This window comes from Azospirillum sp. UENF 111221, assembly GCF_058780625.1.
Genome location: NZ_JBSNCH010000005.1, coordinates 2,459,667 through 2,483,788, shown reverse-complemented (window position 1 = coordinate 2,483,788; position 24,122 = coordinate 2,459,667). Strand labels below are relative to the sequence as shown.

Below are 24,122 nucleotides of genomic sequence, written 5' to 3'. Positions count from 1 at the left end.
GGCCCCTTTACTCGCGTTCGGAGCGCTCGGAGCGCTCGCGACGGTCGCGGCGATCGTGCCGCTCGCGGCGCGGCTCGCCATCGGTCGACACCGGCTCGGAACCCATGCGCTTGTCCTGCGCCATCGGGTCGTGAGCCATCACCTCGCCCTTGAACACCCACACCTTGACACCGCAGGTGCCGTAGGTGGTCTTGGCGGTGCCCACACCGTAGTCGATGTCGGCGCGCAGGGTGTGCAGCGGAACGCGGCCTTCGCGGTACCACTCCATGCGGGCGATTTCCGCACCGCCGAGACGGCCCGAGCAGTTGATCCGGATGCCCTGGGCGCCCAGACGCATGGCGGACTGCACGGCGCGCTTCATGGCGCGACGAAATGCCACACGGCGCTCAAGCTGGCTGGCGATGTTCTCGGCGATGAGGCGAGCGTCGATTTCCGGCTTGCGGATCTCGACGATGTTCAGGCTCACCTCGCTGCCGGTCATCTTGGACAGCTCAAGACGCAGCTTCTCGATGTCCGCGCCCTTCTTGCCGATCACCACGCCCGGACGAGCCGAGTGAATGGTGATGCGGGCCTTCTTGGCCGGACGTTCGATGACGACGCGCGAGCAACCGGCCTGCTGCAGGCGACCCTGCAGATAGCCACGCAGCTTCAGGTCCTGGTGCAGCAGATTGGCGTAGTCGCGCTTGGCGAACCAACGGCTGTCCCAGGTCCGGTTGATGCCGAGGCGCAGCCCGATCGGATTGATTTTCTGACCCATTACTCGGCCCCCTCGGCAACGGCGGCGTCACGCTCGCGGACGATGATCGTCAGGTTGCTGAACAGCTTCTCGACCCGGGCGCCACGACCGCGGGCACGGGCGTGGAAGCGCTTCATCACCAGAGCGCGACCGACCGTCGCCGACGACACGTACAGACGGTCGACGTCGAGCTGGTGGTTGTTCTCGGCGTTCGCGATCGCGGCCTGCAGGACCTTCTTCACTTCGCCGGCGATGCGGCGCTTGGAGAAGGTCAGCTCGGCCACGGCGCGGCTGGCATCCATGTTCCGGATGAGCTGGGCGACGAGGTTGAGCTTCCGCGGGCTGGTGCGGATCATCGGATTGCGGGCCAGAGCCTCGTTCTCCGCGACCCGGCTGGGGTTGGCAGACTTGCCCATGGCTTACTTCCTCTTCGCCTTCTTGTCCGCCGCGTGGCCATAGAAGGTCCGCGTCGGAGCGAACTCGCCGAACTTGTGACCGATCATGTGCTCGGTAACCAGAACCGGCAGGAACTTGTGGCCGTTGTAGACGCCGAACGTCAGACCGACGAACTGCGGCAGGATGGTCGAACGACGCGACCGAGATCTTGATGATCTCGTTGCGGCCCGAAGCCCGGCTCTTGTCCGCCTTCTTCAGCAGATAGCCGTCGACGAACGGGCCCTTCCAAACGGAGCGTGCCATCGTTCGACCTCCTTACTTCGAATGACGGCGGCGCAGGATCAGGCCATCCGTCTTCTTGTTGTGACGAGTCTTCTTGCCCTTGGTCGGCTTGCCCCATGGCGTGACCGGATGACGGCCGCCCGAGGTGCGACCCTCACCACCACCGTGCGGGTGGTCGATCGGGTTCATGGCGACGCCACGGACCGACGGACGCTTGCCCAGCCAGCGGTTGCGACCGGCCTTGCCAAGGTTGGTGTTCATCTGGTCCGGGTTGGACACGGCACCCAGGGTGGCCATGCACTCGCCACGAACCATGCGCAGCTCGCCGGACGGCAGCTTCAACTGGGCGTAGCCGCCGTCGCGGCCGACCAGCTGCAGGTAGGTGCCGGCGGAACGAGCCACCTGACCACCCTTGCCGGCCTTCAGCTCGACGTTGTGCACGATCGAACCGACCGGGATGTTCTTCAGCGGCATCGCGTTGCCGGGCTTCACGTCGGTGCGCTCGCCGGAGATCACGGTGTCGCCGACCTTCAGGCGCTGCGGCGCCAGGATGTAGGACAGGGTCCCATCCTGGTACTTGATCAGCGCGATGAAGGCCGTGCGGTTCGGATCGTATTCCAGCCGCTCGACGGTGGCCGGAACGTCGAACTTGCGACGCTTGAAGTCCACCAGACGGTAGGTACGCTTATGACCGCCACCCATGCGGCGCGCAGTGATGCGGCCGGTGTTGTTGCGGCCACCAGACTTGGTCAGGCCCTCGGTGAGGGTCTTGACCGGCTTGCCCTTCCACAGCTCCGAGCGGTCAACGATGACCAGCTGGCGGAGCGACGGCGTAATCGGGCGGTATTGCTTCAGAGCCATCGGATCACACTCCCGCTCAGATGCCCGTGGTCACGTCGATCTTGTTACCCTCGGCGAGGGTGACGACGGCCTTCTTGAAGTCCGAGCGACGGCCGATGGTGCCGCGGAACCGCTTGGTCTTGCCCTTGGAAACGAGGGTGTTGACCCCGGTCACCTTGACGTTGAAGAGACCTTCAACGGCGGCCTTGATCTCCGGCTTGGAGGCCGTGAGCGGCACGCGGAACGTGACCTGGTTATGCTCCGACACCAACGTCGACTTCTCGGTGATGACGGGAGCGAGGATCAGGTCGTACATCCGCTCCTGGCTCACCGCAGGTTTCGACTGCTTGCTCATTTCAGGCGAGCCTCCAGTTGCTCGACCGCGTTGCGGGTCAGGACCAGCGTGTCGCGGCGGAGAATGTCGTAGACGTTCGCACCCTGCTCCGGCAGCACGTCGATCAGCGGGATGTTGCGCGAAGCCTTGGCGAAGTTATCGTCCAGGTTCGAGCCATCGATGATCAGCGCCGAAGTCAGGCCGAGGGTGGCAAGACGGGCCGCCAGTTCCTTGGTCTTGTGCGTCTCGGCGGCCGCGGCCTCGAGGACGATCAGCTTGCCCTCGGCGGCCTTGGCCGACAGGGCGGTCTTGAGCGCCAGCTTGCGGACCTTCTTGGTCAGGTCGTGGGCATGCGAACGCACCACCGGCCCGAAGATGGTCGCACCGCCGCGGAACTGCGGCGAACGGATGGAGCCCTGACGAGCGCGGCCGGTGCCCTTCTGCCCATAGGGCTTCTTGGTCGTGCCGCTGATCTCGCTGATGCCCTTGGTCTTGTGGTTGCCGGAGCGGCGCTTGGCCAGCTGCCAGTTAACCATGCGGGCCAGCAGGTCGGTGCGGGCCGGCAGACCGAACACGGCGTCCGACAGCTCGATCTCGCCGACGGCTTCGTTGTTCAGATTCTTGATCGTGGCCTTCATGGCGCTCACTCCTGCGTCTCGGCCGGGGCTTCCGCCGCCGGAGCAGACTTGATGCCGGCCGGGAAGGGCAGGCCTTCCGGAGCCTTCTTCTTGACGGCGTCACGGATGCGCAGCCAACCGCCCTCGGCGCCGGGGACGGCACCCTTGAGCAGGATCAGACCACGGGCTTCGTCGACGGACACGACCTGAAGGTTCAGGACCGTGACCCGCTCGTCGCCGAGATGACCGGCCATCTTCTTGTTCTTGAAGACCTTGCCGGGATCCTGACGGTTACCCGTCGAACCGTGCGAGCGGTGCGACACCGACACGCCGTGCGTGGCGCGCAGACCACCGAAGTTCCAGCGCTTCATCGCACCGGCAAAGCCCTTGCCGATGGAGGTGCCGGTGACGTCGACGAACTGGCCGGCGACGAAGTGCGACACCGACAGCTCGGCACCGACCTCGATCAGGGCATCGGCATCGACGCGGAACTCGACAAGCTTGCGCTTGGGCTCCACACGCGCCTTGGCGAAATGCCCGCGCTCAGGCTTGTTGACGTTCTTGACCTTGATGGCGCCCGCGCCGAGCTGGACGGCGGTGTAGCCATCCTTTTCCTCGGTGCGAACGGCGACGACCTGGCAGCTGTCGACTTTCAGCACAGTGACCGGAACATGCTGGCCGTCGTCCGTGAAGACGCGGGTCATGCCGACCTTCTGCGCGATCAAACCGGATCGCATTGTTCTTTATCTCCTGACCAGGGACATCCGATTACCGGAGAGGTCCCTTACCAAACCAAAATCAGAGCTTGATCTCGACGTCGACGCCGGCGGCGAGGTCGAGCTTCATGAGCGCATCCACGGTCTGCGGCGTCGGATCGACGATGTCGAGCAGGCGCTTGTGGGTGCGGATCTCGAACTGCTCGCGCGACTTCTTGTCGATGTGCGGCGAACGGTTCACGGTGAACTTTTCGATGTGCGTCGGCAGGGGGATCGGGCCCCGCACGCGCGCGCCGGTCCGCTTGGCGGTGTTGACGATCTCGCTGGTCGACTGGTCGAGCACGCGATGATCGAACGCCTTCAGACGGATGCGGATGTTCTGGCTGTCCATGTCCAAACGTCCCTTGCACCTTCTAGCGATGACGCGGACGCGTCACCGGAACTCCACGAGCTGCTTCGGGGCTTCGCCGACAGCGCAAGGCCGCGCGCCGAACCACCGAAACGGGGCCGACGGGCGACACTGTGACCGATGCGACGGGCCGACACGAAAAAGAACATCCCCTGCGCGGGAGGCGCGGAGGGGATGTTCCGATCAGCAGACGGCGCGCCTCCCGTGGAGGCGCGCCGTGCCGTTCGTCTCGGGCTGCGTCTAGGCCGAAGCTGCCTACCACCAACCCAAAATCCAGAGGGCGTAATCTCTAGGCGTTCAGCGCCCGCGTGTCAATCCTGAATCTCCCCCCGGATCGGAGGAAGCTGGGTTGACAGGCGGACGGCTCCGAACACCGACGCCCGATGGCTAGAACCGGGCGGGCCAACCTTCCTGCTCGCGCAGGAACGACGGCCCGTCTCTTACATCCGGCGGCCGGATCGCTCCGACCGCCCTACCCGTCCCTCTCCGGCGACCGCCTTGCGGCGGCTGCCGGATGGGTCATCACTCGACGATCTTGGCAACGACGCCGGCACCGACGGTGCGGCCACCCTCACGGATGGCGAAGCGCAGGCCTTCGTCCATGGCGATCGGGGCGATCAGCGTCACTTCCATGGCGACGTTGTCGCCCGGCATCACCATCTCGACGCCTTCCGGCAGCGCAACCATGCCCGTCACGTCCGTCGTACGGAAGTAGAACTGCGGACGGTAGTTGGTGAAGAACGGCGTGTGACGGCCACCCTCTTCCTTCGTCAGGATGTAGGCTTCGGCCTTGAACTTGGTGTGCGGGGTGATCGAACCCGGCTTGGCCAGAACCTGGCCGCGCTCGACGTCCTCACGCTTCGTGCCGCGCAGCAGAGCGCCGATGTTGTCGCCGGCTTGCCCGGAGTCGAGCAGCTTGCGGAACATCTCGACGCCCGTCACCGTCGTCTTCACCGTCGCCTTCAGACCGACGATCTCGACTTCCTCGCCGACCTTCACGATGCCGCGCTCAACACGGCCGGTCACCACGGTGCCGCGGCCCGAGATCGAGAACACGTCTTCGATCGGCATCAGGAACGGACGGTCGACCGGACGCTCCGGCTGCGGGATGTACTCGTCAACCGTCTTCATCAGCGCCAGGACGGCGTCACGGCCGATCTCCGGCTGACGGTCTTCCAGGGCGCACAGAGCCGAACCCTTGGTGATCGGAATGTCGTCGCCCGGGAACTGGTAGGACGACAGAAGCTCGCGCACTTCCAGCTCGACCAGCTCCAGCAGCTCCGGATCGTCGACCATGTCGACCTTGTTCATGAACACCACCAGCGCCGGAACGCCAACCTGGCGCGCCAGCAGGATGTGCTCGCGGGTCTGCGGCATCGGGCCGTCGGCGGCCGACACGACCAGGATCGCGCCGTCCATCTGGGCGGCGCCCGTGATCATGTTCTTCACGTAGTCGGCGTGGCCCGGGCAGTCGACGTGCGCGTAGTGGCGGTTGTTCGTCTCGTACTCGACGTGGGCCGTCGAGATCGTGATGCCGCGCGCCTTCTCTTCCGGCGCCTTGTCGATCTGGTCGTAAGCGGTGAAGGTGGCGCCGCCGGACTCCGCCAGCACCTTCGTGATCGCCGCCGTCAGCGACGTCTTGCCGTGGTCGACGTGGCCGATCGTGCCAACGTTGCAGTGCGGCTTGTTCCGCTCGAACTTTGCCTTCGCCATGGGGTGGTCTCTCCGTTTCTCAATCGTTCCAGCGGTCTTCAGGCCACCTTGGCGCGGACGCCGTCCGCGATGGCCTGTGGCACCGGCTCATAATGGTCGAACTGCATGCTGTACTGCGCGCGGCCCTGACTCATGGAGCGCAGGGAGTTCACATAGCCGAACATGGCCGCCAAGGGAACCAGTCCCGTGACGATTCGCGCGTTGCCGCGCTGGTCCATGCCGGTGATCTGTCCCCGGCGACCGTTCAGGTCGCCGATGACGTCGCCCATATAGTCGTCCGGCGTGATGATTTCGACCCGCATCAGCGGTTCCAACAGCGCCGGAGCGGCTTTTGTCATAGCCTCGCGGAAGGCGGTCCTCGCCGCGAGTTCAAAGGCGAGCGGCGAGGAATCGACGTCGTGCGCCTCGCCGCCTGTCAGCGTCGCCTTGACGTCCACCACCGGATAGCCGGCGACGACGCCGCTGTCCTTCGCGGCCTCCAGGCCCTTCTGCACACCGGCGACGAAGTCGCGCGGCAGGCCCGCCGCCCGGTTCTCGAACACGAAGCCGGCGCCGCGATCCAGCGCCTCCAGCTTCAGCATCACGCGTGCGAACTGGGCGCGGTCGCCGGTCTGTCGGGCGTGGACATGGTCGATTTCGGCCGAGCGCAGCACGGTCTCCCGATAGGCGACCTTGGGCGCACCGACAGCCGCATCGACGCGGAACTCGCGCCTCATGCGGTCGACGATAATGTCGAGATGCAGCTCGCCCATGCCGCGGATCACGGTCTGGCCGCTTTCGCGGTCGACCGTAACCTGCAACGAGGGATCCTCATGGCCGAGACGGTTCAATGCCGCCGCCATCTTGTCGTGGTCGGCGTCGGTGCGCGGCTCGACGACGATCTCGATCACCGGTTCCGGAACGTCGAGACGCTCCAGCACGATCGGCTTGGCGGCGTCGCACAGCGTGTCGCCGGTTGCCGTGTGCTCCAGACCGGCGAAGGCCACGATGTCGCCGGTGTGGGCGCGCTCGATCTCTTCACGGCTGTTGGCGTGCATCAGCAGCATCCGACCGATCTTCTCGCGCTCACCCTTGATGGGGTTCAGCAGCGAATTGCCGACGCTGACGGTGCCTGAATAGATGCGGCAGAAGGTGAGCGTCCCGACATAGGGGTCGTTCATCACCTTGAAGGCAAGGCCGGAGAAGGGCGCACTGTCGTTGGCGGCGCGCTCCTCGGCCCGGTCGCCACCCACCGCATGGCCCGTCACCGCACCGATGTCGTTCGGCGCCGGCAGGTAATCGACCACGGCGTCCAGCATCGGCTGGATGCCCTTGTTGCGGAAGGCGGACCCGCAGAGCACGGGAACCATGGCGCCGGCAATCGTCCCCTTGCGGATCAAAGCGCGCAGCGCGTCGGGCGTCGGCTCCTCGCCGCGCTCGAGATAGGCGGCCATTGCCGCCTCATCGAGGTCCAGCACAGCGTCCAGCAGCGCCTGACGGGCGCTTGCAGCCGGACCGGCCAACTCCTCGGGAATTTCGGTGTGCTGGAATTCGGCGCCGAGCGTTTCGGCTTTCCAGATCGTGGCGCGCATCGAAACCAGATCGACGACACCGGCGAAGCCGGCCTCGCTGCCGATGGGACGCTGAACCACCAGCGGCTTGATGCCAAGGCGCTCGGCCATCATGGCGACACAACCGTCGAAGTCCGCGCCGACGCGGTCCATTTTGTTGACGAAGGCCATGCGCGGCACGCCGTACTTGTCGGCCTGCCGCCACACGGTCTCGGTCTGGGGCTCGACCCCCGCAACCGCGTCGAAGATGGCAACGGCGCCATCCAGAACACGCAGCGACCGCTCGACTTCGATGGTGAAATCCACGTGGCCGGGCGTATCGATGATGTTGATGCGGTGGTCGCGCCAGAAACAGGTCGTGGCCGCCGACGTGATGGTGATGCCCCGCTCCTGCTCCTGCTCCATCCAGTCCATGACGGCGGTGCCGTCATTGACCTCGCCCATGCGATAGGACTTGCCGGTATAGAACAGGATGCGCTCGGTCGTCGTCGTCTTTCCGGCATCGATGTGAGCCATGATGCCGATGTTGCGGTAACGGTCGAGGGCGTGCGAGCGGGGCATGCAAAATCACCAGGACAGGCGTTAACCTTACCAGCGGTAGTGCGAGAACGCCTTGTTGGCTTCCGCCATGCGGTGCGTATCTTCGCGCTTCTTCACGGCAGTGCCGCGCTGGCTGGCGGCGTCGAGCAGCTCACCCGACAGACGCTCGGTCATGGTGTTTTCCGAGCGGGCACGGGCGGCGCTGATCAGCCAACGGATTGCCAGGGCCTGGGCGCGATCCGAACGGACCTCGACCGGAACCTGATAGGTCGCACCACCGACGCGACGCGACCGCACTTCGAGGTGCGGCTTCACGTTGGCGAGGGCGTCGTGGAAGACCTGAACGGGGTCGTTCTTGGTCTTGACCTCGATGCGGCCCAGCGCACCATAGACGATGCTTTCAGCCGACGACTTCTTGCCGTCAAACATCAGGCAGTTCATGAACTTCGTCAGGACGCGGTCGCCATACTTGGCGTCCGGCAGGACTTCACGCTTCTCGGCGCGATGACGACGGGACATCGTGAATTCTCCTTACTTCGGACGCTTCGCGCCGTACTTCGAACGACGCTGCTTACGATCCTTGACGCCCTGGGTATCCAGCGTGCCGCGAATGATGTGATAGCGAACGCCGGGAAGATCCTTCACACGACCGCCGCGGATCATGACCACCGAGTGTTCCTGGAGGTTGTGGCCCTCACCAGGGATGTAGCTCGTCACCTCGAAACCGTTCGTCAGACGAACGCGGGCGACCTTACGGAGCGCCGAGTTCGGCTTCTTCGGGGTGGTGGTGTAAACGCGAGTGCAGACGCCACGCTTCTGCGGGCAGGCCTCCATCGCGGGAACCTTGTTGCGCGCGGCCAACGGCTCGCGCGGCTTACGGATCAACTGGTTGATCGTCGGCATATCTGCCCTTCATCCCTTCAAGATCACTCGGCCGGACGAGCCGGACGAAGCAAAAGCCCGCCTGCGAAACGTTGCCGTTCCGAGCGGGCTGAATGAGCGAAAGCCGACCGGAGGACTCCGATCGGCGGGATCGGTGGATTCAAGCGGACGCACGGAGAGCCCCGGCGGCCTTTGAAGTTCGCGGACTTTAAGGAAAGGGGTGAATGGAGTCAAGCGGGCTTTGCGCCGCGTTTGGACCCGGCCGGGCGGAGCGCTCCGGAGCGCCTGTCGGACCCGTCACCGGAGATCAGTCGGCATCGGGGGCAGCCCCAACTCCGACAGCGCGCGGATGATCAGATCGCGCAATTCCCGGTGAATGGCGATGCGGCGTGGGCCGGCATCCTCACGACAGAGCGAATCGTCCTCCCCGTTCTCCTGCAAAAGAGCCGCAGCTTGGGCGGCGCAAACCGGGAAGAGGTCGAAGGGGGTCGTCCCCGCCACGGAGCGAAAACGGTCGGTCGGCAGGAAGCCGGCGAGATCGTCCACCTTCGCCCCTGAGATCACCGCCTCGCCGAGCAGCAGGACCGACATCGAGCGGCTGGCCGCCATCAGCCCCTCCGACGTCATGACACTGGTCAATTCCGGGGCTACGGCCACACCGGCAAGCACTCGAGCGTCACGGTGGTTGGCCCCCACCGGACCGAGATCCAGACCGGAGAAGGAAATACCGGCGTTGGCGAACCAACGGCAATCACGATCCCCCGGCGATCCCTCGCACAGGGTCGCGTAGCGTTCGCCGCTGATCCGTGCTCCGAGCAACGCCATGGCCGAGGTTCCGCCACGCAACAGCCCGACCGCGCCGATCCGTCCGGGCTCGATCGCCGACGACAATTCGGCGTTTCCAAGCAGCGCGGAAATCGCCGCGCTCATGTCCGCGGGCCTGGCGGCCAGCTCCTTGAGCACACCGGCGCCATCCGGTTGGAACCCGACGGGTTCGATGAGCGCCACGACATAGCCGGCCCGCGCCAGCCCGGCCGCAAGCCAGTCTCCGATATGACCGCCTGCGCGCAACCCACCATGCGCCATCACCAGCAGGGGATGGCGCCCTTGGGGAAGCGAGCCGGTCCGGGCCAGCGTCGGCCTGAAAACCCGACTGCCCCCGACAAGCGTGCCGGCACCACCATCGCCATCGCCTGCAACGGGATACCAGATGCCGACCGTGACCTCGCCGCCACGCACCGGCGAGGCGATGGTCATTGACCGGTATCCCACCGCAACCGTCGCTTCCGGCGGGTCGACAAGGGCCGATCCGGTGGCCGCCGGCAGGAGCAGCGTGACAAAGACCACCGTCAGAAGCGCGATCAACCTCCGCCGCATCATATCATCCTCCGATCCGGCCAAAGGAAAAGCCGGACAAAGAAAAAGTCCGGGGCTTCCTTTCGGAGGCGCCCGGACTTTTTCTAACACCCAACCAATCAGCGCCGCATCAGGCCGCGCTGCTTTCCTCACCCGGGGTCGGCAGGGCCGGAGTTTCCTCCGGAGCGCCGGCCTCGAGGGCCGCCTCGCGGTCACGCTCGGCGGCGATCAGCTTCAGGCGGTTCACCACGGAGCCCGTGCCGGCCGGAATCAGACGGCCGACAATGACGTTCTCCTTCAGGCCTTCCAGATTGTCGACCTTGCCGCCGACGGCCGCTTCCGTGAGGACGCGGGTGGTTTCCTGGAACGACGCGGCCGAGATGAACGAGCGCGTCTGCAGGCTGGCTTTGGTGATGCCCTGGAGAACCGGGTGGCCGTGCGCCGGCTGCAGGCCTTCCGCGACGGTCTTTTCGTTCTCCTCGTCGAACTCCTGACGGTCGACCTGCTCGCCCACCAGGAAGGTGGTCTCGCCGGCGTCGGTGATCTCGACCTTTTGCAGCATCTGGCGAACGATCACCTCGATGTGCTTGTCGTTGATCTTCACGCCCTGCAGTCGATAGACGTCTTGGATTTCGTTGATCAGGTAGTCGGCCAAGGCCTCCACACCCATCACCGCCAGGATGTCGTGCGGCACCGGGTTGCCATCCATCAGCAGATCGCCGCGTTCGACATAATCACCCTCCTGCACGGAGATGTGCTTGCCCTTCGGGATCAGATACTCCTTCTCGTCACCGCTCTCGTCGTTGCGGACGACGATGCGGCGCTTGGTCTTGTAGTCCTTACCGAATTCGACGCGGCCGCTCATCTCCGAGATGATGGCGAAGTCTTTCGGACGACGCGCTTCGAACAGCTCGGCCACGCGCGGCAGACCGCCGGTGATGTCGCGAAGTCTTGGACAACTCGCGCGGGATACGCGCCAGCACGTCGCCGGCCCGGACCTCGGCACCGTTCTCCACCGACAGGATGGCGTCCACCGACATGAAATAGCGGGCTTCCAGTCCGTTCGGCAGGGTGATCAGCTCGCCCCGCTCGTCCACCAGCGCGATGCGCGGCTTCAGATCGGCACCGCGCGGCTGCTGGCGCCAGTCGACGACCACCTTGGAACTGATGCCCGTCGCCTCGTCCATCACCTCGCGCATGGAGATACCCTCCACGAGGTCGATGTAGCGGGCGGTACCGGCGCGCTCCGTGATGATCGGCAGGGTGTAGGGGTCCCACTCGGCCAGCTTGGCGCCGCGCTCGACCTTCACGCCCTCATCGGCCAGCAGCTTGGCACCATACGGCACGCGGTGACGCGCCCGCTCGCGGCCCTGCTCGTCGAGCAGGATCACTTCGGTGCTGCGGCCCATGACGACCGGGATGCCCGACGAGTTCATGACGACGTTGCGGTTGTTGATCCGCACCGTCGCGTCGAACGCCGCCTCGATCTGGCTCTGCTCGGCACCGCGCTGCGCCGCACCGCCGATGTGGAAGGTACGCATCGTCAGCTGGGTGCCCGGCTCGCCGATCGACTGCGCCGCGATGACGCCGACCGCCTCGCCAGTGTTCACCAGCGTGCCGCGGGCCAGATCACGGCCATAGCACTTGGCGCAGACGCCGTCGCGGGTCTCGCAGGTCAGGACCGAGCGGATCTTGACCGAGTCGATGCCCGACCGCTCGATGCGGTCGACCGTCGGCTCGTCGATCAGGCCACCGTCCTCGACGATCAGCTCGCCGTTCAGCGGGTCGATCACCGCCCCGACCACGGTGCGGCCGAGGATTCGATCGCCCAGCGGGCTGATGACTTCGCCGCCGTCGATCACCGCCTTGACGGTGATGCCGCGTTCGGTGCCGCAATCATGCTCGACGATGATGGCGTCCTGCGCCACGTCGACCAGACGGCGGGTGAGGTAACCGGAGTTCGCTGTCTTCAAGGCGGTGTCGGCCAGACCCTTGCGGGCGCCGTGGGTGGAGTTGAAGTACTCCAGCACGGTCAGGCCTTCCTTGAAGTTCGAGATGATCGGCGTCTCGATGATCTCGCCCGACGGCTTGGCCATCAGGCCGCGCATACCGGCCAGCTGACGGATCTGCGCGGCGGAACCACGGGCACCGGAGTGGGCCATCATGTACACCGAGTTGACCGGCTTGCCGGCTTCGGTGGTCGAGATTGCCTTCATCATCTCGGACGCGACCTTTTCGGTGCATTCCGACCAGACGTCGACGACCTTGTTGTACTTCTCGCCCTGGGTGATCAGGCCGTCGAGATACTGCTGCTCGAACTCCTTCACCCGCTCCTTCGACTCGTTGACCAGCTTCTCCTTGGCGGCCGGGATGACCATGTCGTCCTTGCCGAAGGAGATGCCGGCGCGGCAGGCGTGGCCGAAGCCGAGCTTCATCAGGCGGTCAGCGAAGATCACCGTCTCCTTCTGACCGCAATGGCGGTAGACGGCGTCGATAACGTTGCCGACGTCCTTCTTGGTCAGGACGCGGTTGATCAGCGAGAAGGGCACCTTCGGATGGCGCGGCAGCAGCTCCGACAGAAGCATGCGGCCCGGCGTCGTCTCGACGATGCTGATCAGCTCCTCGCCCTCGTCGTCCACGCCGACGTAGCGCGCCTTGATCTTGGCATGGATCGACAGGACCTTGGCGTTCAGCGCCTGCTCGATTTCCGAGACATTGGCGAACACCATGCCCTCGCCCTTCTCGCTCGGGCGGTCCATCGAGATGTAGTAGATGCCGAGCACGATGTCCTGCGACGGCACGATGATCGGCTTGCCGTTGGCGGGCGACAGGATGTTGTTGGTCGACATCATCAGGACGCGCGCTTCCAACTGCGCTTCAAGCGACAGCGGAACGTGCACGGCCATCTGGTCGCCGTCGAAGTCGGCGTTGAAGGCGGTGCAGACCAGCGGGTGCAGCTGGATCGCCTTGCCTTCGATCAGCGTCGGCTCGAAGGCCTGGATACCGAGGCGGTGCAGCGTCGGCGCCCGGTTCAGCATCACCGGATGCTCGCGGATGACCTCCTCCAGGATGTCCCAGACCTCGGGACGCTCCTTTTCCACCATCCGCTTGGCGGCCTTGATGGTGGAGGCGAGACCGTACAGCTCCAGCTTGGCGTAGATGAAGGGCTTGAACAGCTCCAGCGCCATCTTCTTCGGCAGGCCGCACTGGTGCAGCTTCAGCTCCGGACCGACGACGATGACCGAACGGCCCGAGTAATCGACGCGCTTGCCGAGCAGGTTCTGACGGAAGCGGCCCTGCTTGCCCTTCAGCATGTCCGACAGCGACTTCAACGGACGCTTGTTGGCGCCGGTGATGACGCGGCCACGGCGGCCGTTGTCGAACAGAGCGTCGACGGCCTCCTGCAGCATGCGCTTCTCGTTGCGGACGATGATGTCCGGCGCCTTCAGCTCGATCAGCCGCTTCAGACGGTTGTTGCGGTTGATGACGCGGCGGTACAGGTCGTTCAGGTCGGACGTGGCGAAACGGCCGCCATCGAGCGGCACCAGCGGACGCAGCTCGGGCGGGATTACCGGAATCACTTCCAGAATCATCCACTCAGGCCGCGACTGCGAGGCCAGGAAGGCGTCGATCAGCTTCAGGCGCTTGACCAGCTTCTTGCGCTTGGCCTCGGAGTTGGTGTCGCGCAGATCCTCACGGCAGCGCTTCTTCTCCTCGTCGAGGTCGAGCGCGGACAGCATGATGCGCAGCGCTTCGGCACCGATCGACGCGGTGAAGGCGTCCTCGCCGTACTCGTCCTGGGCGTTCATGAACTCTTCCTCGCTCAGCAGCGAATGCAGCTTGAGCGGGGTGAGGCCGGGCTCGATGACGACGTAGTTTTCGAAATAAAGGATGCGCTCCAGAATCCTTGAGCGTCATGTCGAGCAGCAGGCCGATGCGGCTCGGCAGCGACTTCAGGAACCAGATGTGCGCGACCGGGGACGCCAGCTCGATGTGGCCCATGCGCTCGCGCCGGACCTTCGACAGCGTGACCTCGACGCCGCACTTCTCGCAGATGATGCCGCGATACTTCATGCGCTTGTACTTGCCGCACAAGCACTCGTAGTCCTTGATCGGGCCGAAGATGCGGGCGCAGAACAGGCCGTCGCGCTCCGGCTTGAAGGTGCGGTAGTTGATGGTTTCCGGCTTCTTGATCTCGCCGTAGGACCAGGACCGGATCCGCTCGGGGCTCGCGATCTGGATGCGGATCTGATCGAAGCTCTGCGGCCCCTGGACCTGGCCGAAAATGTTCATCAACTCATTCATGACCGTCTCCCGCTGGCATCGCCGCGTTGTCGGTTAAGGGCAGTGCATGACCCCGGACCGGCGCGAATGCGCCGCTCCGGGGTTTGGTCACGTCAAATCGGCTCAGTAGGACCGCTGGTTCAGTTCGACGTTCAGGCCGAGCGAGCGCAGCTCCTTGACCAGCACGTTGAACGATTCCGGAATGCCGGCCTCGAAGTTGTCGTCGCCGCGGACGATGGCTTCGTAGACCTTGGTGCGGCCGGACACGTCGTCCGACTTCACCGTCAGCATTTCCTGCAGCGTGTAGGCGGCGCCGTAGGCTTCGAGCGCCCAGACCTCCATCTCACCGAAGCGCTGACCGCCGAACTGGGCCTTGCCGCCCAGCGGCTGCTGCGTGACCAGCGAGTAGGGACCGATCGACCGGGCGTGGATCTTGTCGTCCACGAGGTGGTGCAGCTTCAGCATGTAGATGTAGCCGACGGTGACCTTGCGATCGAAGGTCTCGCCGGTACGTCCGTCCACCAGCGTCGACTGGCCCGACCGGTCGAAGCCGGCGCGTTCCAGATGGACGCAGATGTCCTCCTCGCGGGCGCCGTCGAAGACCGGCGTCGCGAAGGGCACGCCCTTGCGCAGGTTGCCGCCCAGCTCCAGCAGCTCGCCGTCGGTCATGTCGGCGATGTCCTCATTGTAGGTCACCTCGCCGTACGCCGACTTCAGCGTGCCGCGCAGGGCCTCCAACTGGGGAGCGCCTTCGGCCTTCTGGCGGATGGCCAGACGGTACTGGTCGACCGCACGGCCGATCTGCTTGCCGAGACCCGAGGCCGCCCAGCCGAGGTGGGTTTCCAGGATCTGACCGACGTTCATGCGCGACGGCACGCCCAGCGGGTTCAGCACCAGATCGACGGGGGTGCCGTCCTCCAGGTAGGGCATGTCCTCCTGCGGGATGATGCGCGAGACGACACCCTTGTTGCCGTGACGGCCGGCCATCTTGTCGCCCGGCTGCAGCTTGCGCTTCACCGCGACGAAGACCTTGACCATCTTCATGACGCCCGGCGGCAGCTCGTCACCGCGCTGCAGCTTGTCGACCTTGTTCTCGAAGCGGTCCTGCAGGGCCTTGATCGAGTTGTCGAACACCTTCGCCAGGTTCTCGACGGTCTCCATCACCTGCTCGTCGGCGATGGCGATCTGGCGCCACAAGCCCTTCGACAGGCCGGCCAGCACCTCGTCGGTCAGGACCGTGCCACCCTTCATGCCCTTCGGACCGGACTGCGCGGTCTGGCCGATCAGCACTTCCTTCAGGCGGGTGTAGAAGCTGCGCTCCAGGATGCCGCGCTCGTCGTCGCGGTCCTTGGCCAGCTTCTCGATCTCGGCGCGTTCGATGGCGAGCGCGCGTTCGTCCTTGTCGACGCCGCGGCGGCTGAACACGCGGACCTCGACAATGGTGCCGACCACGCCCGGCGGCAGGCGCAGCGAGGTGTCGCGGACGTCCGAGGCCTTCTCGCCGAAGATGGCGCGCAGCAGCTTTTCTTCCGGCGTCATCGGGCTTTCGCCCTTCGGCGTCACCTTGCCGACCAGAATGTCGCCCGGACGGACTTCGGCGCCGATATAGACGATGCCGGCCTCGTCGAGGTTCTTCAGAGCTTCCTCACCCACGTTCGGAATGTCGCGGGTGATTTCCTCCTGGCCCAGCTTGGTGTCGCGGGCCATGACCTCGAACTCCTCGATGTGGATCGAGGTGAAGACGTCGTCCTTGACGATGCGCTCGTTGATGAGGATCGAGTTCCTCGAAGTTGTAGCCGTTCCACGGCATGAACGCGACGAGCACGTTCCGGCCGAGCGCCAGCTCGCCCAGATCGGTCGACGGACCGTCGGCCACGATGTCGCCGGCGTTCACCCGGTCACCGACCTTCACCAGCGGACGCTGGGTGATGCAGGTGTTCTGGTTGGAACGCTGGAACTTCAGCAGGTTGTAGATGTCGACGCCCGGCGCTGTGCTGTCCGAGCTGTCGGTCGCACGGACGACGATGCGGGTGGCGTCGACCTGGTCGACGATGCCCGAGCGCTTGGCGACGATGGTCACGCCGCTGTCGCGGGCGACGGTCGCCTCCATGCCGGTGCCGACCAGCGGGGCGTCGGCCTTGACCAACGGCACCGCCTGACGCTGCATGTTCGAGCCCATCAGCGCGCGGTTGGCGTCGTCGTTCTCCAGGAACGGGATCAGCGCCGCGGCGACGGACACCAGCTGCTTCGGCGACACGTCGATCAGGTCGATGGCTTCCGGCCGGAACATCAGGTATTCGCCGCCCTGGCGGCAGGACACCAGATCGGCGGCGAAGCTGTTGTCCGCGTTCAGTTCGGCGTTCGCCTGGGCGACGACGTAGCGCCCCTCCTCCATCGCCGACAGATAGACCACCTCGTTGGTGACCTTGCCGTCGATGACCTTGCGGTAGGGGCTCTCGATGAAGCCGTACTGGTTGACGCGGGCATAGGTCGCCAGCGAGTTGATCAGACCGATGTTCGGGCCTTCCGGCGTCTCAATCGGGCAGATGCGGCCATAGTGCGTCGGGTGCACGTCGCGCACCTCGAAGCCGGCGCGCTCGCGGGTCAGACCGCCCGGACCGAGAGCCGAGAGACGACGCTTGTGCGTGATCTCGGACAGCGGGTTGGTCTGGTCCATGAACTGCGACAGCTGCGACGAGCCGAAGAACTCGCGCACGGCGGCCGCCGCCGGCTTGGCGTTGATCAGGTCGTGCGGCATCACCGTGTCGATCTCGACCGAGCTCATGCGCTCGCGGATCGCACGCTCCATGCGGAGCAGGCCGACGCGGTACTGGTTCTCCATCAGTTCGCCGACCGAGCGGACGCGGCGGTTGCCGAGATGGTCGATGTCGTCGATCTCGCCGCGGCCGTCCTTCAAGTTCACCAGAACCTTCAGGATCTCCAGGATGTCCTCCTTGCGGAGCACACGCATCTGGTCGTCGGTCTGGAAGTTCAGGCGGGCGTTCATCTTGACGCGGCCGACGGCCGACAGGTCGTAGCGCTCGCTGTCGAAGAACAGGCCGGAGAACAGCGCTTCGGCCGACTCCAGGGTCGGCGGCTCGCCCGGACGCATCACGCGGTAGATGTCGATCAGCGCGTCTTCGCGGCTGGCGTTGCGGTCCGCGTTCATCGTGTTGCGGATGTAGGCGCCGACGTTCAGATGGTCGATCGCCAGCACCGGCAGCTCGTCGACGCCGGTCTTCTCCAGCTTGTCGAGATCGCTCGCCGACAGCTCGTCACCGGCTTCGAACAGGACTTCGCCCGTGCGCTCGTTGATGATGTCGACGGCGAGGTAGCGGCCGGTCAGCTCCTCGGTGGAGACCTGCTGCTCGGTCAGGCCGGCCTCGACCAGCTTCTTGATGACGCGCGGGGTCATCTTGGTGCCGGCCTCGGCGACGATGGCGCCGGTGGCGGCATCCACGAGGTCGGAGATCAGCTTGACGCCCTTCATCCGCTCGGCGCTGAACGGGGTCTTCCAACCGCCGGCCGACCGGGTGTACGTGATCGTGTCGTAGAAGTAGTTGAGGATTCTCTTCCTTGGCCATGCCCTGCGCCTCGTAGGGCAGCAGGTCCTTGCGGTTGGCCTTGCGCTCGGCGCGCAGCGCCTCGGTCTCCGCGCCGTCCAGGGCGAACAGCAGCGTGGTGGCCGGCAGCTTGCGGCGGCGGTCGATGCGGACGTAGACGAGATCCTTGGCGTCGAACTCGAAGTCGAGCCAGGAACCGCGGTAGGGAATGACGCGGGCGGCGAACAGATACTTGCCCGACGCGTGGGTCTTGCCCTTGTCATGGTCGAAGAAGACGCCCGGGCTGCGGTGCATCTGCGAGACGATGACACGCTCGGTGCCATTGATGACGAAGGTGCCGTTGGCCGTCATCAGGGGCATGTCGCCCATGTAGACGTCCTGCTCCTTGATGTCGCGGATCGAACGGAGGCCGGTGTCCTCCTCAACGTCGAACACGGACAGGCGCAGGGTGACCTTCAGCGGGGCGGCGAAGGTCATGCCGCGCTGCTGGCATTCCTCGACGTCGTATTTCGGCTGCTCAAGCTCGTACTTGACGAAATCCAGCACCGCGCGGTCGGAGAAGTCCTTGATCGGGAAGACCGACTTGAAGACTTCCTGCAGGCCCAGGTTCGCCCGCTTTTCCGGGGCGACGTCCATTTGCAGGAAGTGATCGTAGGAGCTGCGCTGCACCTCGATGAGGTTGGGCATCTGGGTGACTTCCGGGATGCGCCCGAAGCTCTTCCGAACACGTTTACGACCCGTAAAGGATTTGGCCATGGATGTCCCCAAACGTCTGTACGTGATGCGCGTTATACCGACCGTTCAACCGACCGTAGGATCGAGCCGACTGCTGTCGACCGGTCCCGAGGGCGCCCGCGCGGGCCATCCCCATGATGGGGACGGAAAGAGCCGGGCCGGGCAAGCCCGGTCCGGCGGAAGGCAGAAAATGCCGTGCGGCGGCCGGTCCCCTAGGGAACCGACCGCCGTCCGGCTTGGTACTGTGTGCTTCGTACGCAACAAGGTCTTACTTAATATCGACCTTGGCGCCGGCTTCTTCAAGCTGCTTCTTGATCTTGGCGGCCTCGTCCTTCGTGGCGCCTTCCTTGACCGGCTTCGGAGCGCCCTCGACCAGGTCCTTGGCTTCCTTCAGGCCCAGGCCGGTGATCGCACGGACTTCCTTAATCACGTTGATCTTCTTGTCGCCGGCATCGGCGAGGATCACCGTGAACTCGGTCTGCTCTTCGGCCGGAGCGGCGGAGGCAGCGGCCGGGCCGGCGGCGGCGACGGCAACCGGAGCGGCGGCGGAGACGCCCCACTTCTCTTCGAGCAGCTTCGACAGCTCGGCGGCTTCCAGGACGGTCAGGGCCGACAGATCGTCGACGAGCTTCTGCAGATCAGCCATGTTACTACTCCAAACGACTTGAGTTCTGGGGATGTAAAAAACGAGTGACTAGGCCTGGTTAGGCCGCCGCCTCGTCGTCCTTCTTCGCGTAGGCAGCAAGCACGCGGGCGACCTGGCCGCCCGGAGCCTGGAGGACACCGGCGATACGGGTCGCCGGGGTCTGGATCATGCCCACGAGGCGGCCACGCAGTTCGTCCAGCGACGGGAGCGAAGCGAGGGCCTTGACCCCCTCCGCGTCCAGAATCTGGGTGCCGAGGCTGGCGCCGACGATCTTGAGCTTCTCGTTGGTCTTCGCGTAGTCGGCCACCACCTTGGCAGCCGCAACGGGATCCTTCGAGTAGGCGATCGCCGTCGGTCCCTTGAAGAGACCGTCCAGACCTTCGAACTGCGTCCCCTGAAGGGAACGACGGGCGAGCCGGTTCTTCGTCACTTTGAAGCTGGCGCCAGCAGCCCGAACCTTCGCACGCAGGTCGGTGACTTCCTTCACCGTCAGGCCCAGATGGTGGGTGACCACCACCAGGCCCGTGTCCTGGAGCTTCGATTGCAGAGCCGCGATCGTCGCTTCTTTTTGTGTACGATCCACGGATCGCCTCCTTGCACAGAGGTGTACATGGACCCCCGTCCCCGAAGGGCCGGAGATCCGGCGAACCTGTCCCAGAAGTCAAGCCGTTCCTGAACCGGTTCCCGTCGCGCATGGCGGCGGGGCCGGAGGGGTAAACGGGTTCAACTCCTGTCTGCGCGGGTGAATTTTAAGCCCTTCCCTCTCCTTGCGGTCGGGGACGGACACCAGCGGTCTCGGACAGGGATGGGCGGGTCCCCTCGGGGTTTCCCCCTCAGGCGGTCCGCCCGGACGCCACCGCTGCCCGAGGGCAGACGGCGGCGAAACGGGTCATCAGGCGGCGGCCGGAGCCGACACGCTGGAGAGGTCGAGCTTCAGACCCGGGCCCATCGTCGACGAGAGCGAGACCTTCAGCAGGTACTGGCCCTTGGCGCCGGTCGGCTTGGCACGGGTGATGGCATCGACGAAGGCGCGGATGTTCTGGACCAGCGCCTCTTCCGAGAAGCTGACCTTGCCCACGCCGGCGTGGATGATGCCGGTCTTCTCCGCACGGAACTCCACCGCGCCGGCCTTGGCGGCCTTGACGGCGCCGGCGACGTCGGGGGTCACAGTGCCCAGCTTCGGGTTCGGCATCAGGCCGCGCGGGCCCAGCACCTTACCGAGCTTGCCGACCACGCCCATCATGTCGGGCGAGGCGATGCAGCGGTCGAAGTTGATGTTGCCGGCCAGGATTTGTTCGGCCAGATCGTCGCCGCCGACAACGTCGGCGCCGGCGGCCAGAGCCTCATCGACCTTGGCGCCACGGGCGAACACCGCCACGCGGACGGTCTTGCCGGTGCCGTTCGGCAGGTTCACGACGCCGCGGACCATCTGGTCGGCGTGGCGCGGATCGATGCCGAGGTTCATCGCGATCTCGATGGTCTCGTCGAACTTGGCCTTGGCGGCACCCTTGACCAGGGTGACGGCCTCTTCCAGCGAGTAGAAGGAGTTGCGGTTGACGGTCTTGTAGGCGTCGGTCAGACGCTTGCCCAGCTTCGCCATAGGATCAGCCCTCCACCACTTCGAGGCCCATCGAGCGGGCGGAACCGGCGATCATGCTCGCGGCGGCTTCGACGTCGTGCGCGTTCAGGTCGACCATCTTCTTCTGGGCGATCTCGCGGATCTGCGAGGTCGTGACCTGGCCGACGAAACCACCCTTGCCGGGGGTCGTCGAACCCTTGTCCTTGCCCGAAGCCTTCTTGAGGAAGTAGCTGACCGGCGGGGTCTTCGTCACGAAGGTGAAGGTGCGGTCGCCGTAGGCGGTGATGACCACGGGAATCGGCATGCCGACTTCCAGGTCCGCCGTCTTGGCGTTGAACGCCTTGCAGAACTCCATGATGTTCAGGCCGCGCTGACCGAGCGCCGGACCGATGGGCGGCGACGGGTTGGCCTTGCCGGCCGGGACCTGCAGCTTGATGTAACCGACGATTTTCTTCGCCATCTCACAACCTCCTGGGACGACGCCTCACGCTCTTGACCGATTGGTCCGGCGCGGCGCCGCGGGGTTTTGCGGTTCGGCCATGGCGAGCCTCCCGCAACAGAATGGAGCCACCGATGCAAGCACCGGCAGCTCCGACTCATAAACCGTGGAACCTTGCGATCAGATCTTTTCGACCTGCGTGTATTCCAACTCGACCGGCGTGGAGCGACCGAAGATCGAAACCGCCACCTTGAGGCGGGACTTCTCTTCGTCGACTTCCTCGACGACACCATTGAACGAGGTGAAGGGACCGTCGCTCACTCTCACCTGCTCGCCCACCTCGAAGGTGATCGAGGGCTTGGGGCGCTCAAAGCCTTCCTGCACCTGATGGATGATCCGCTCGGCCTCTCGCTGGGAAATCGGCTGCGGCTTGCCGCCGCCACCCAGGAAGTCCGTAACCTTCGGCGTGTTCTTCACCAGCGACCAGGATTCGTCGGTCAGGTCCATCTTGACGAGGACATAGCCGGGAAAGAACTTGCGTTCGGTGTTGATCTTGGAACCCCGGCGCACTTCGACCACTTCTTCGGTCGGGACCAGGATTTCCTCGAACTTGTCTTCCAGACCCTTCTGAGCCGCCTTTTCGCGGATGGCCTGGGAGACTTTCTTTTCGAAACCCGAATAAACGTGAACGACGTACCAGCGCGCAGCCATGTCTTAGCCCCCCAGCCCAAGGATCAAGCGAACGGCAACCGCCAGCACCTGATCGACGACGAGGAAGAACAGGGCGGCGAGCACGACCATGACGAACACCATGGCGGTCGTGATGCCGGTTTCCTTGCGGGTCGGCCAGGTAACCCTGGCTACCTCGCGGCGGACCTCGCGCGCGAATTCTGCGGGATTGACTTTAGCCATCGTGCGAACCGTGCGAGCTCCGGAGCGACTGTGAGGGCGCCGCTTTTACCCTAATCATTATTGGGACGGGATGGCAGGAGTGGAGGGGATCGAACCCCCAACCCCCGGTTTTGGAGACCGGTGCTCTACCAATTGAGCTACACTCCTATCTCCGTCCGGCCACACCTTTCGGCGTGGGAGGCCGCTTAAACCATTCTTTAGGCGGCTGTGTCAAGGCCTTTCGACCTGACTTTCGGAATAACTTTCAGAACGGCTTTCCGGAAGCCCAACCGTACTCTTCAGGCAGACAACCTCCCCCGCCAGACCGGGGTCCGACGGGGGAGGCAGGCTTATAGCATCACTCGATGATCTTGGCAACGACGCCGGCACCGACGGTGCGGCCACCCTCGCGGATGGCGAAGCGCAGGCCTTCGTCCATGGCGATCGGGGCGATCAGAGCGACATCCATGGCGACGTTGTCGCCCGGCATCACCATCTCGACGCCTTCCGGCAGCGCAACCATGCCCGTCACGTCCGTCGTACGGAAGTAGAACTGCGGACGGTAGTTGGTGAAGAACGGCGTGTGACGGCCACCCTCTTCCTTCGTCAGGATGTAGGCTTCGGCCTTGAACTTGGTGTGCGGGGTGATCGAACCCGGCTTGGCCAGAACCTGGCCGCGCTCGACGTCCTCACGCTTCGTGCCGCGCAGCAGAGCGCCGATGTTGTCGCCGGCCTGACCGGACTCGAGCAGCTTGCGGAACATCTCGACGCCGGTCACCGTCGTCTTCACCGTCGCCTTCAGGCCGACGATCTCGACTTCCTCGCCGACCTTCACGATGCCACGCTCAACGCGACCGGTCACAACCGTGCCGCGGCCCGAGATCGAGAACACGTCTTCGATCGGCATCAGGAACGGACGGTCGACCGGACGCTCCGGCTGCGGGATGTACTCGTCAACCGTCTTCATCAGCGCCAGGACGGCGTCACGGCCGATCTCCGGCTGACGGTCTTCCAGGGCGCACAGCGCCGAACCCTTGGTGATCGGAATGTCGTCGCCCGGGAACTGGTAGGACGACAGAAGCTCGCGCACTTCCAGCTCGACCAGCTCCAGCAGCTCCGGATCGTCGACCATGTCGACCTTGTTCATGAACACAACCAGCGCCGGAACGCCAACCTGGCGCGCCAGCAGGATGTGCTCGCGGGTCTGCGGCATCGGGCCGTCGGCGGCCGACACGACCAGGATCGCGCCGTCCATCTGGGCGGCGCCCGTGATCATGTTCTTCACGTAGTCGGCGTGGCCCGGGCAGTCGACGTGCGCGTAGTGACGGTTGGTCGTCTCGTACTCGACGTGGGCCGTCGAGATCGTGATGCCGCGCGCCTTCTCTTCCGGCGCCTTGTCGATCTGGTCGTAAGCGGTGAAGGTGGCGCCGCCGGACTCCGCCAGCACCTTCGTGATCGCCGCCGTCAGCGACGTCTTGCCGTGGTCGACGTGGCCGATCGTGCCAACGTTGCAGTGCGGCTTGTTCCGCTCAAACTTTGCCTTCGCCATCGCTTTGGTCTTTCGTTCCCGACGTTCCGGACGCACACAATGGCCCGGCCGAGATCGGTTTTCCG

General features: G+C 65.0%; 22 protein-coding genes, 1 tRNA gene and 2 pseudogenes. All 25 read right to left on the bottom strand.

All coding sequences use genetic code 11. The features are described 5' to 3' along the window. Window positions 1–7: 7 nt before the first annotated feature. The 25 genes and pseudogenes from rpsC to tuf (ACWPN3_RS26435) all read right to left on the bottom strand — a co-directional run bounded on the left by rpsC (window position 8) and on the right by tuf (ACWPN3_RS26435) (window position 24,057). Window positions 8–757 carry a 30S ribosomal protein S3 gene (rpsC, locus tag ACWPN3_RS26555; protein ID WP_012973211.1) on the bottom strand — a complete coding sequence of 250 codons (750 nt, stop codon included), beginning with the start codon at window positions 755–757 and terminating at the stop codon, window positions 8–10. Next, window positions 757–1,152 (bottom strand): 50S ribosomal protein L22, encoded by a 396-nt coding sequence (gene rplV / locus ACWPN3_RS26550; protein WP_012973210.1) that lies wholly within the window; start codon window positions 1,150–1,152, stop codon window positions 757–759. The genes rpsC and rplV overlap by 1 nt, the downstream gene beginning before the upstream one ends. 3 nt (window positions 1,153–1,155) lie before the next feature. Further along, window positions 1,156–1,435 (bottom strand): annotated as a pseudogene (rpsS, locus tag ACWPN3_RS26545) (30S ribosomal protein S19). Window positions 1,436–1,447: 12 nt separating this feature from the next. Continuing rightward, on the bottom strand, window positions 1,448–2,275 hold the full coding sequence (gene rplB / locus ACWPN3_RS26540; RefSeq protein WP_098740492.1) for a 50S ribosomal protein L2: 828 nt from the start codon (window positions 2,273–2,275) through the stop codon (window positions 1,448–1,450). Window positions 2,276–2,291: 16 nt separating this feature from the next. Continuing rightward, the gene (locus ACWPN3_RS26535; RefSeq protein WP_109452170.1) at window positions 2,292–2,609 is read right to left on the bottom strand and encodes a 50S ribosomal protein L23; all 318 of its coding nucleotides are present in this window, start codon (window positions 2,607–2,609) and stop codon (window positions 2,292–2,294) included. After that, on the bottom strand, window positions 2,606–3,226 hold the full coding sequence (rplD, locus tag ACWPN3_RS26530) for a 50S ribosomal protein L4 (protein ID WP_109051340.1): 621 nt from the start codon (window positions 3,224–3,226) through the stop codon (window positions 2,606–2,608). The genes ACWPN3_RS26535 and rplD overlap by 4 nt, the downstream gene beginning before the upstream one ends. 5 nt (window positions 3,227–3,231) lie before the next feature. Further along, complete coding sequence (gene rplC / locus ACWPN3_RS26525) at window positions 3,232–3,942, bottom strand: 50S ribosomal protein L3 (protein ID WP_109452172.1); 711 nt, start codon at window positions 3,940–3,942, stop codon at window positions 3,232–3,234. Between the two features lie 61 nt (window positions 3,943–4,003). Further along, on the bottom strand, window positions 4,004–4,312 hold the full coding sequence (gene rpsJ / locus ACWPN3_RS26520; protein ID WP_012973204.1) for a 30S ribosomal protein S10: 309 nt from the start codon (window positions 4,310–4,312) through the stop codon (window positions 4,004–4,006). 540 nt (window positions 4,313–4,852) lie between these two features. Further along, a complete protein-coding gene (gene tuf / locus ACWPN3_RS26515; protein WP_492240046.1) occupies window positions 4,853–6,043 on the bottom strand; it encodes an elongation factor Tu in 1,191 nt (396 codons plus the stop codon). Between the two features lie 38 nt (window positions 6,044–6,081). Next, window positions 6,082–8,154 carry an elongation factor G gene (gene fusA, locus ACWPN3_RS26510; RefSeq protein WP_492261833.1) on the bottom strand — a complete coding sequence of 691 codons (2,073 nt, stop codon included), beginning with the start codon at window positions 8,152–8,154 and terminating at the stop codon, window positions 6,082–6,084. Window positions 8,155–8,181: 27 nt separating this feature from the next. Beyond that, window positions 8,182–8,652 carry a 30S ribosomal protein S7 gene (gene rpsG / locus ACWPN3_RS26505; RefSeq protein WP_098740496.1) on the bottom strand — a complete coding sequence of 157 codons (471 nt, stop codon included), beginning with the start codon at window positions 8,650–8,652 and terminating at the stop codon, window positions 8,182–8,184. Between the two features lie 12 nt (window positions 8,653–8,664). Then, entirely contained in the window at window positions 8,665–9,036 is a 372-nt protein-coding gene (rpsL, locus tag ACWPN3_RS26500) for a 30S ribosomal protein S12 (protein WP_012973201.1), read from the bottom strand. A 276-nt stretch (window positions 9,037–9,312) separates the two neighbouring features. Continuing rightward, on the bottom strand, window positions 9,313–10,380 hold the full coding sequence (locus ACWPN3_RS26495) for an alpha/beta hydrolase family protein (protein ID WP_492240043.1): 1,068 nt from the start codon (window positions 10,378–10,380) through the stop codon (window positions 9,313–9,315). 121 nt (window positions 10,381–10,501) lie between these two features. Further along, window positions 10,502–14,676 (bottom strand): annotated as a pseudogene (gene rpoC / locus ACWPN3_RS26490) (DNA-directed RNA polymerase subunit beta'). Between the two features lie 102 nt (window positions 14,677–14,778). Then, window positions 14,779–16,380, bottom strand: a complete 1,602-nt coding sequence (locus tag ACWPN3_RS26485; protein WP_492261904.1) for a DNA-directed RNA polymerase subunit beta — start codon at window positions 16,378–16,380, stop codon at window positions 14,779–14,781. After that, entirely contained in the window at window positions 16,301–18,001 is a 1,701-nt protein-coding gene (gene rpoB, locus ACWPN3_RS26480; protein ID WP_492261903.1) for a DNA-directed RNA polymerase subunit beta, read from the bottom strand. The genes ACWPN3_RS26485 and rpoB overlap by 80 nt, the downstream gene beginning before the upstream one ends. Continuing rightward, the gene (locus ACWPN3_RS26475; protein ID WP_492261832.1) at window positions 17,931–18,905 is read right to left on the bottom strand and encodes a hypothetical protein; all 975 of its coding nucleotides are present in this window, start codon (window positions 18,903–18,905) and stop codon (window positions 17,931–17,933) included. Before ACWPN3_RS26475 ends, rpoB begins: the two co-directional genes overlap by 71 nt. 316 nt (window positions 18,906–19,221) lie before the next feature. Continuing rightward, complete coding sequence (rplL, locus tag ACWPN3_RS26470) at window positions 19,222–19,599, bottom strand: 50S ribosomal protein L7/L12 (RefSeq protein ID WP_109451260.1); 378 nt, start codon at window positions 19,597–19,599, stop codon at window positions 19,222–19,224. 58 nt (window positions 19,600–19,657) lie between these two features. Further along, window positions 19,658–20,182, bottom strand: coding sequence for a 50S ribosomal protein L10 (gene rplJ / locus ACWPN3_RS26465; RefSeq protein WP_098740499.1), 525 nt, complete (start codon window positions 20,180–20,182; stop codon window positions 19,658–19,660). A 309-nt stretch (window positions 20,183–20,491) separates the two neighbouring features. Continuing rightward, window positions 20,492–21,199, bottom strand: a complete 708-nt coding sequence (rplA, locus tag ACWPN3_RS26460) for a 50S ribosomal protein L1 (RefSeq protein WP_492261831.1) — start codon at window positions 21,197–21,199, stop codon at window positions 20,492–20,494. 4 nt (window positions 21,200–21,203) lie between these two features. Continuing rightward, window positions 21,204–21,638, bottom strand: a complete 435-nt coding sequence (gene rplK, locus ACWPN3_RS26455) for a 50S ribosomal protein L11 (protein ID WP_109451263.1) — start codon at window positions 21,636–21,638, stop codon at window positions 21,204–21,206. Window positions 21,639–21,797: 159 nt separating this feature from the next. Continuing rightward, a complete protein-coding gene (gene nusG / locus ACWPN3_RS26450) occupies window positions 21,798–22,328 on the bottom strand; it encodes a transcription termination/antitermination protein NusG (protein WP_012973192.1) in 531 nt (176 codons plus the stop codon). A 3-nt stretch (window positions 22,329–22,331) separates the two neighbouring features. Further along, window positions 22,332–22,529, bottom strand: coding sequence for a preprotein translocase subunit SecE (secE, locus tag ACWPN3_RS26445; RefSeq protein WP_014246876.1), 198 nt, complete (start codon window positions 22,527–22,529; stop codon window positions 22,332–22,334). Window positions 22,530–22,600: 71 nt separating this feature from the next. Then, window positions 22,601–22,676: transfer RNA gene (locus ACWPN3_RS26440), tRNA-Trp, on the bottom strand. Window positions 22,677–22,866: 190 nt separating this feature from the next. Then, window positions 22,867–24,057: an elongation factor Tu gene (gene tuf / locus ACWPN3_RS26435; protein WP_492240040.1), complete on the bottom strand. Its 1,191-nt coding sequence runs from the start codon at window positions 24,055–24,057 to the stop codon at window positions 22,867–22,869. Window positions 24,058–24,122: the final 65 nt, after the last annotated feature.

What these genes read in the sequence shown, in the direction of transcription:
- rplA (WP_492261831.1), bottom strand. Translation starts at nt 21,199, where the DNA reads ATGGCGAAGCTGGGCAAGCGTCTGACCGACGCCTACAAGACCGTCAAC.
- rplK (WP_109451263.1), bottom strand. Translation starts at nt 21,638, where the DNA reads ATGGCGAAGAAAATCGTCGGTTACATCAAGCTGCAGGTCCCGGCCGGC.
- secE (WP_014246876.1), bottom strand. Translation starts at nt 22,529, where the DNA reads ATGGCTAAAGTCAATCCCGCAGAATTCGCGCGCGAGGTCCGCCGCGAG.
- rplL (WP_109451260.1), bottom strand. Translation starts at nt 19,599, where the DNA reads ATGGCTGATCTGCAGAAGCTCGTCGACGATCTGTCGGCCCTGACCGTC.
- fusA (WP_492261833.1), bottom strand. Translation starts at nt 8,154, where the DNA reads ATGCCCCGCTCGCACGCCCTCGACCGTTACCGCAACATCGGCATCATG.
- rplB (WP_098740492.1), bottom strand. Translation starts at nt 2,275, where the DNA reads ATGGCTCTGAAGCAATACCGCCCGATTACGCCGTCGCTCCGCCAGCTG.
- rpsC (WP_012973211.1), bottom strand. Translation starts at nt 757, where the DNA reads ATGGGTCAGAAAATCAATCCGATCGGGCTGCGCCTCGGCATCAACCGG.
- rplD (WP_109051340.1), bottom strand. Translation starts at nt 3,226, where the DNA reads ATGAAGGCCACGATCAAGAATCTGAACAACGAAGCCGTCGGCGAGATC.
- rpsL (WP_012973201.1), bottom strand. Translation starts at nt 9,036, where the DNA reads ATGCCGACGATCAACCAGTTGATCCGTAAGCCGCGCGAGCCGTTGGCC.
- ACWPN3_RS26475 (WP_492261832.1), bottom strand. Translation starts at nt 18,905, where the DNA reads ATGCCCAACCTCATCGAGGTGCAGCGCAGCTCCTACGATCACTTCCTG.
- tuf (WP_492240040.1), bottom strand. Translation starts at nt 24,057, where the DNA reads ATGGCGAAGGCAAAGTTTGAGCGGAACAAGCCGCACTGCAACGTTGGC.
- tuf (WP_492240046.1), bottom strand. Translation starts at nt 6,043, where the DNA reads ATGGCGAAGGCAAAGTTCGAGCGGAACAAGCCGCACTGCAACGTTGGC.
- ACWPN3_RS26535 (WP_109452170.1), bottom strand. Translation starts at nt 2,609, where the DNA reads ATGAGCAAGCAGTCGAAACCTGCGGTGAGCCAGGAGCGGATGTACGAC.
- rplV (WP_012973210.1), bottom strand. Translation starts at nt 1,152, where the DNA reads ATGGGCAAGTCTGCCAACCCCAGCCGGGTCGCGGAGAACGAGGCTCTG.
- rpsG (WP_098740496.1), bottom strand. Translation starts at nt 8,652, where the DNA reads ATGTCCCGTCGTCATCGCGCCGAGAAGCGTGAAGTCCTGCCGGACGCC.
- nusG (WP_012973192.1), bottom strand. Translation starts at nt 22,328, where the DNA reads ATGGCTGCGCGCTGGTACGTCGTTCACGTTTATTCGGGTTTCGAAAAG.
- rplC (WP_109452172.1), bottom strand. Translation starts at nt 3,942, where the DNA reads ATGCGATCCGGTTTGATCGCGCAGAAGGTCGGCATGACCCGCGTCTTC.
- rpsJ (WP_012973204.1), bottom strand. Translation starts at nt 4,312, where the DNA reads ATGGACAGCCAGAACATCCGCATCCGTCTGAAGGCGTTCGATCATCGC.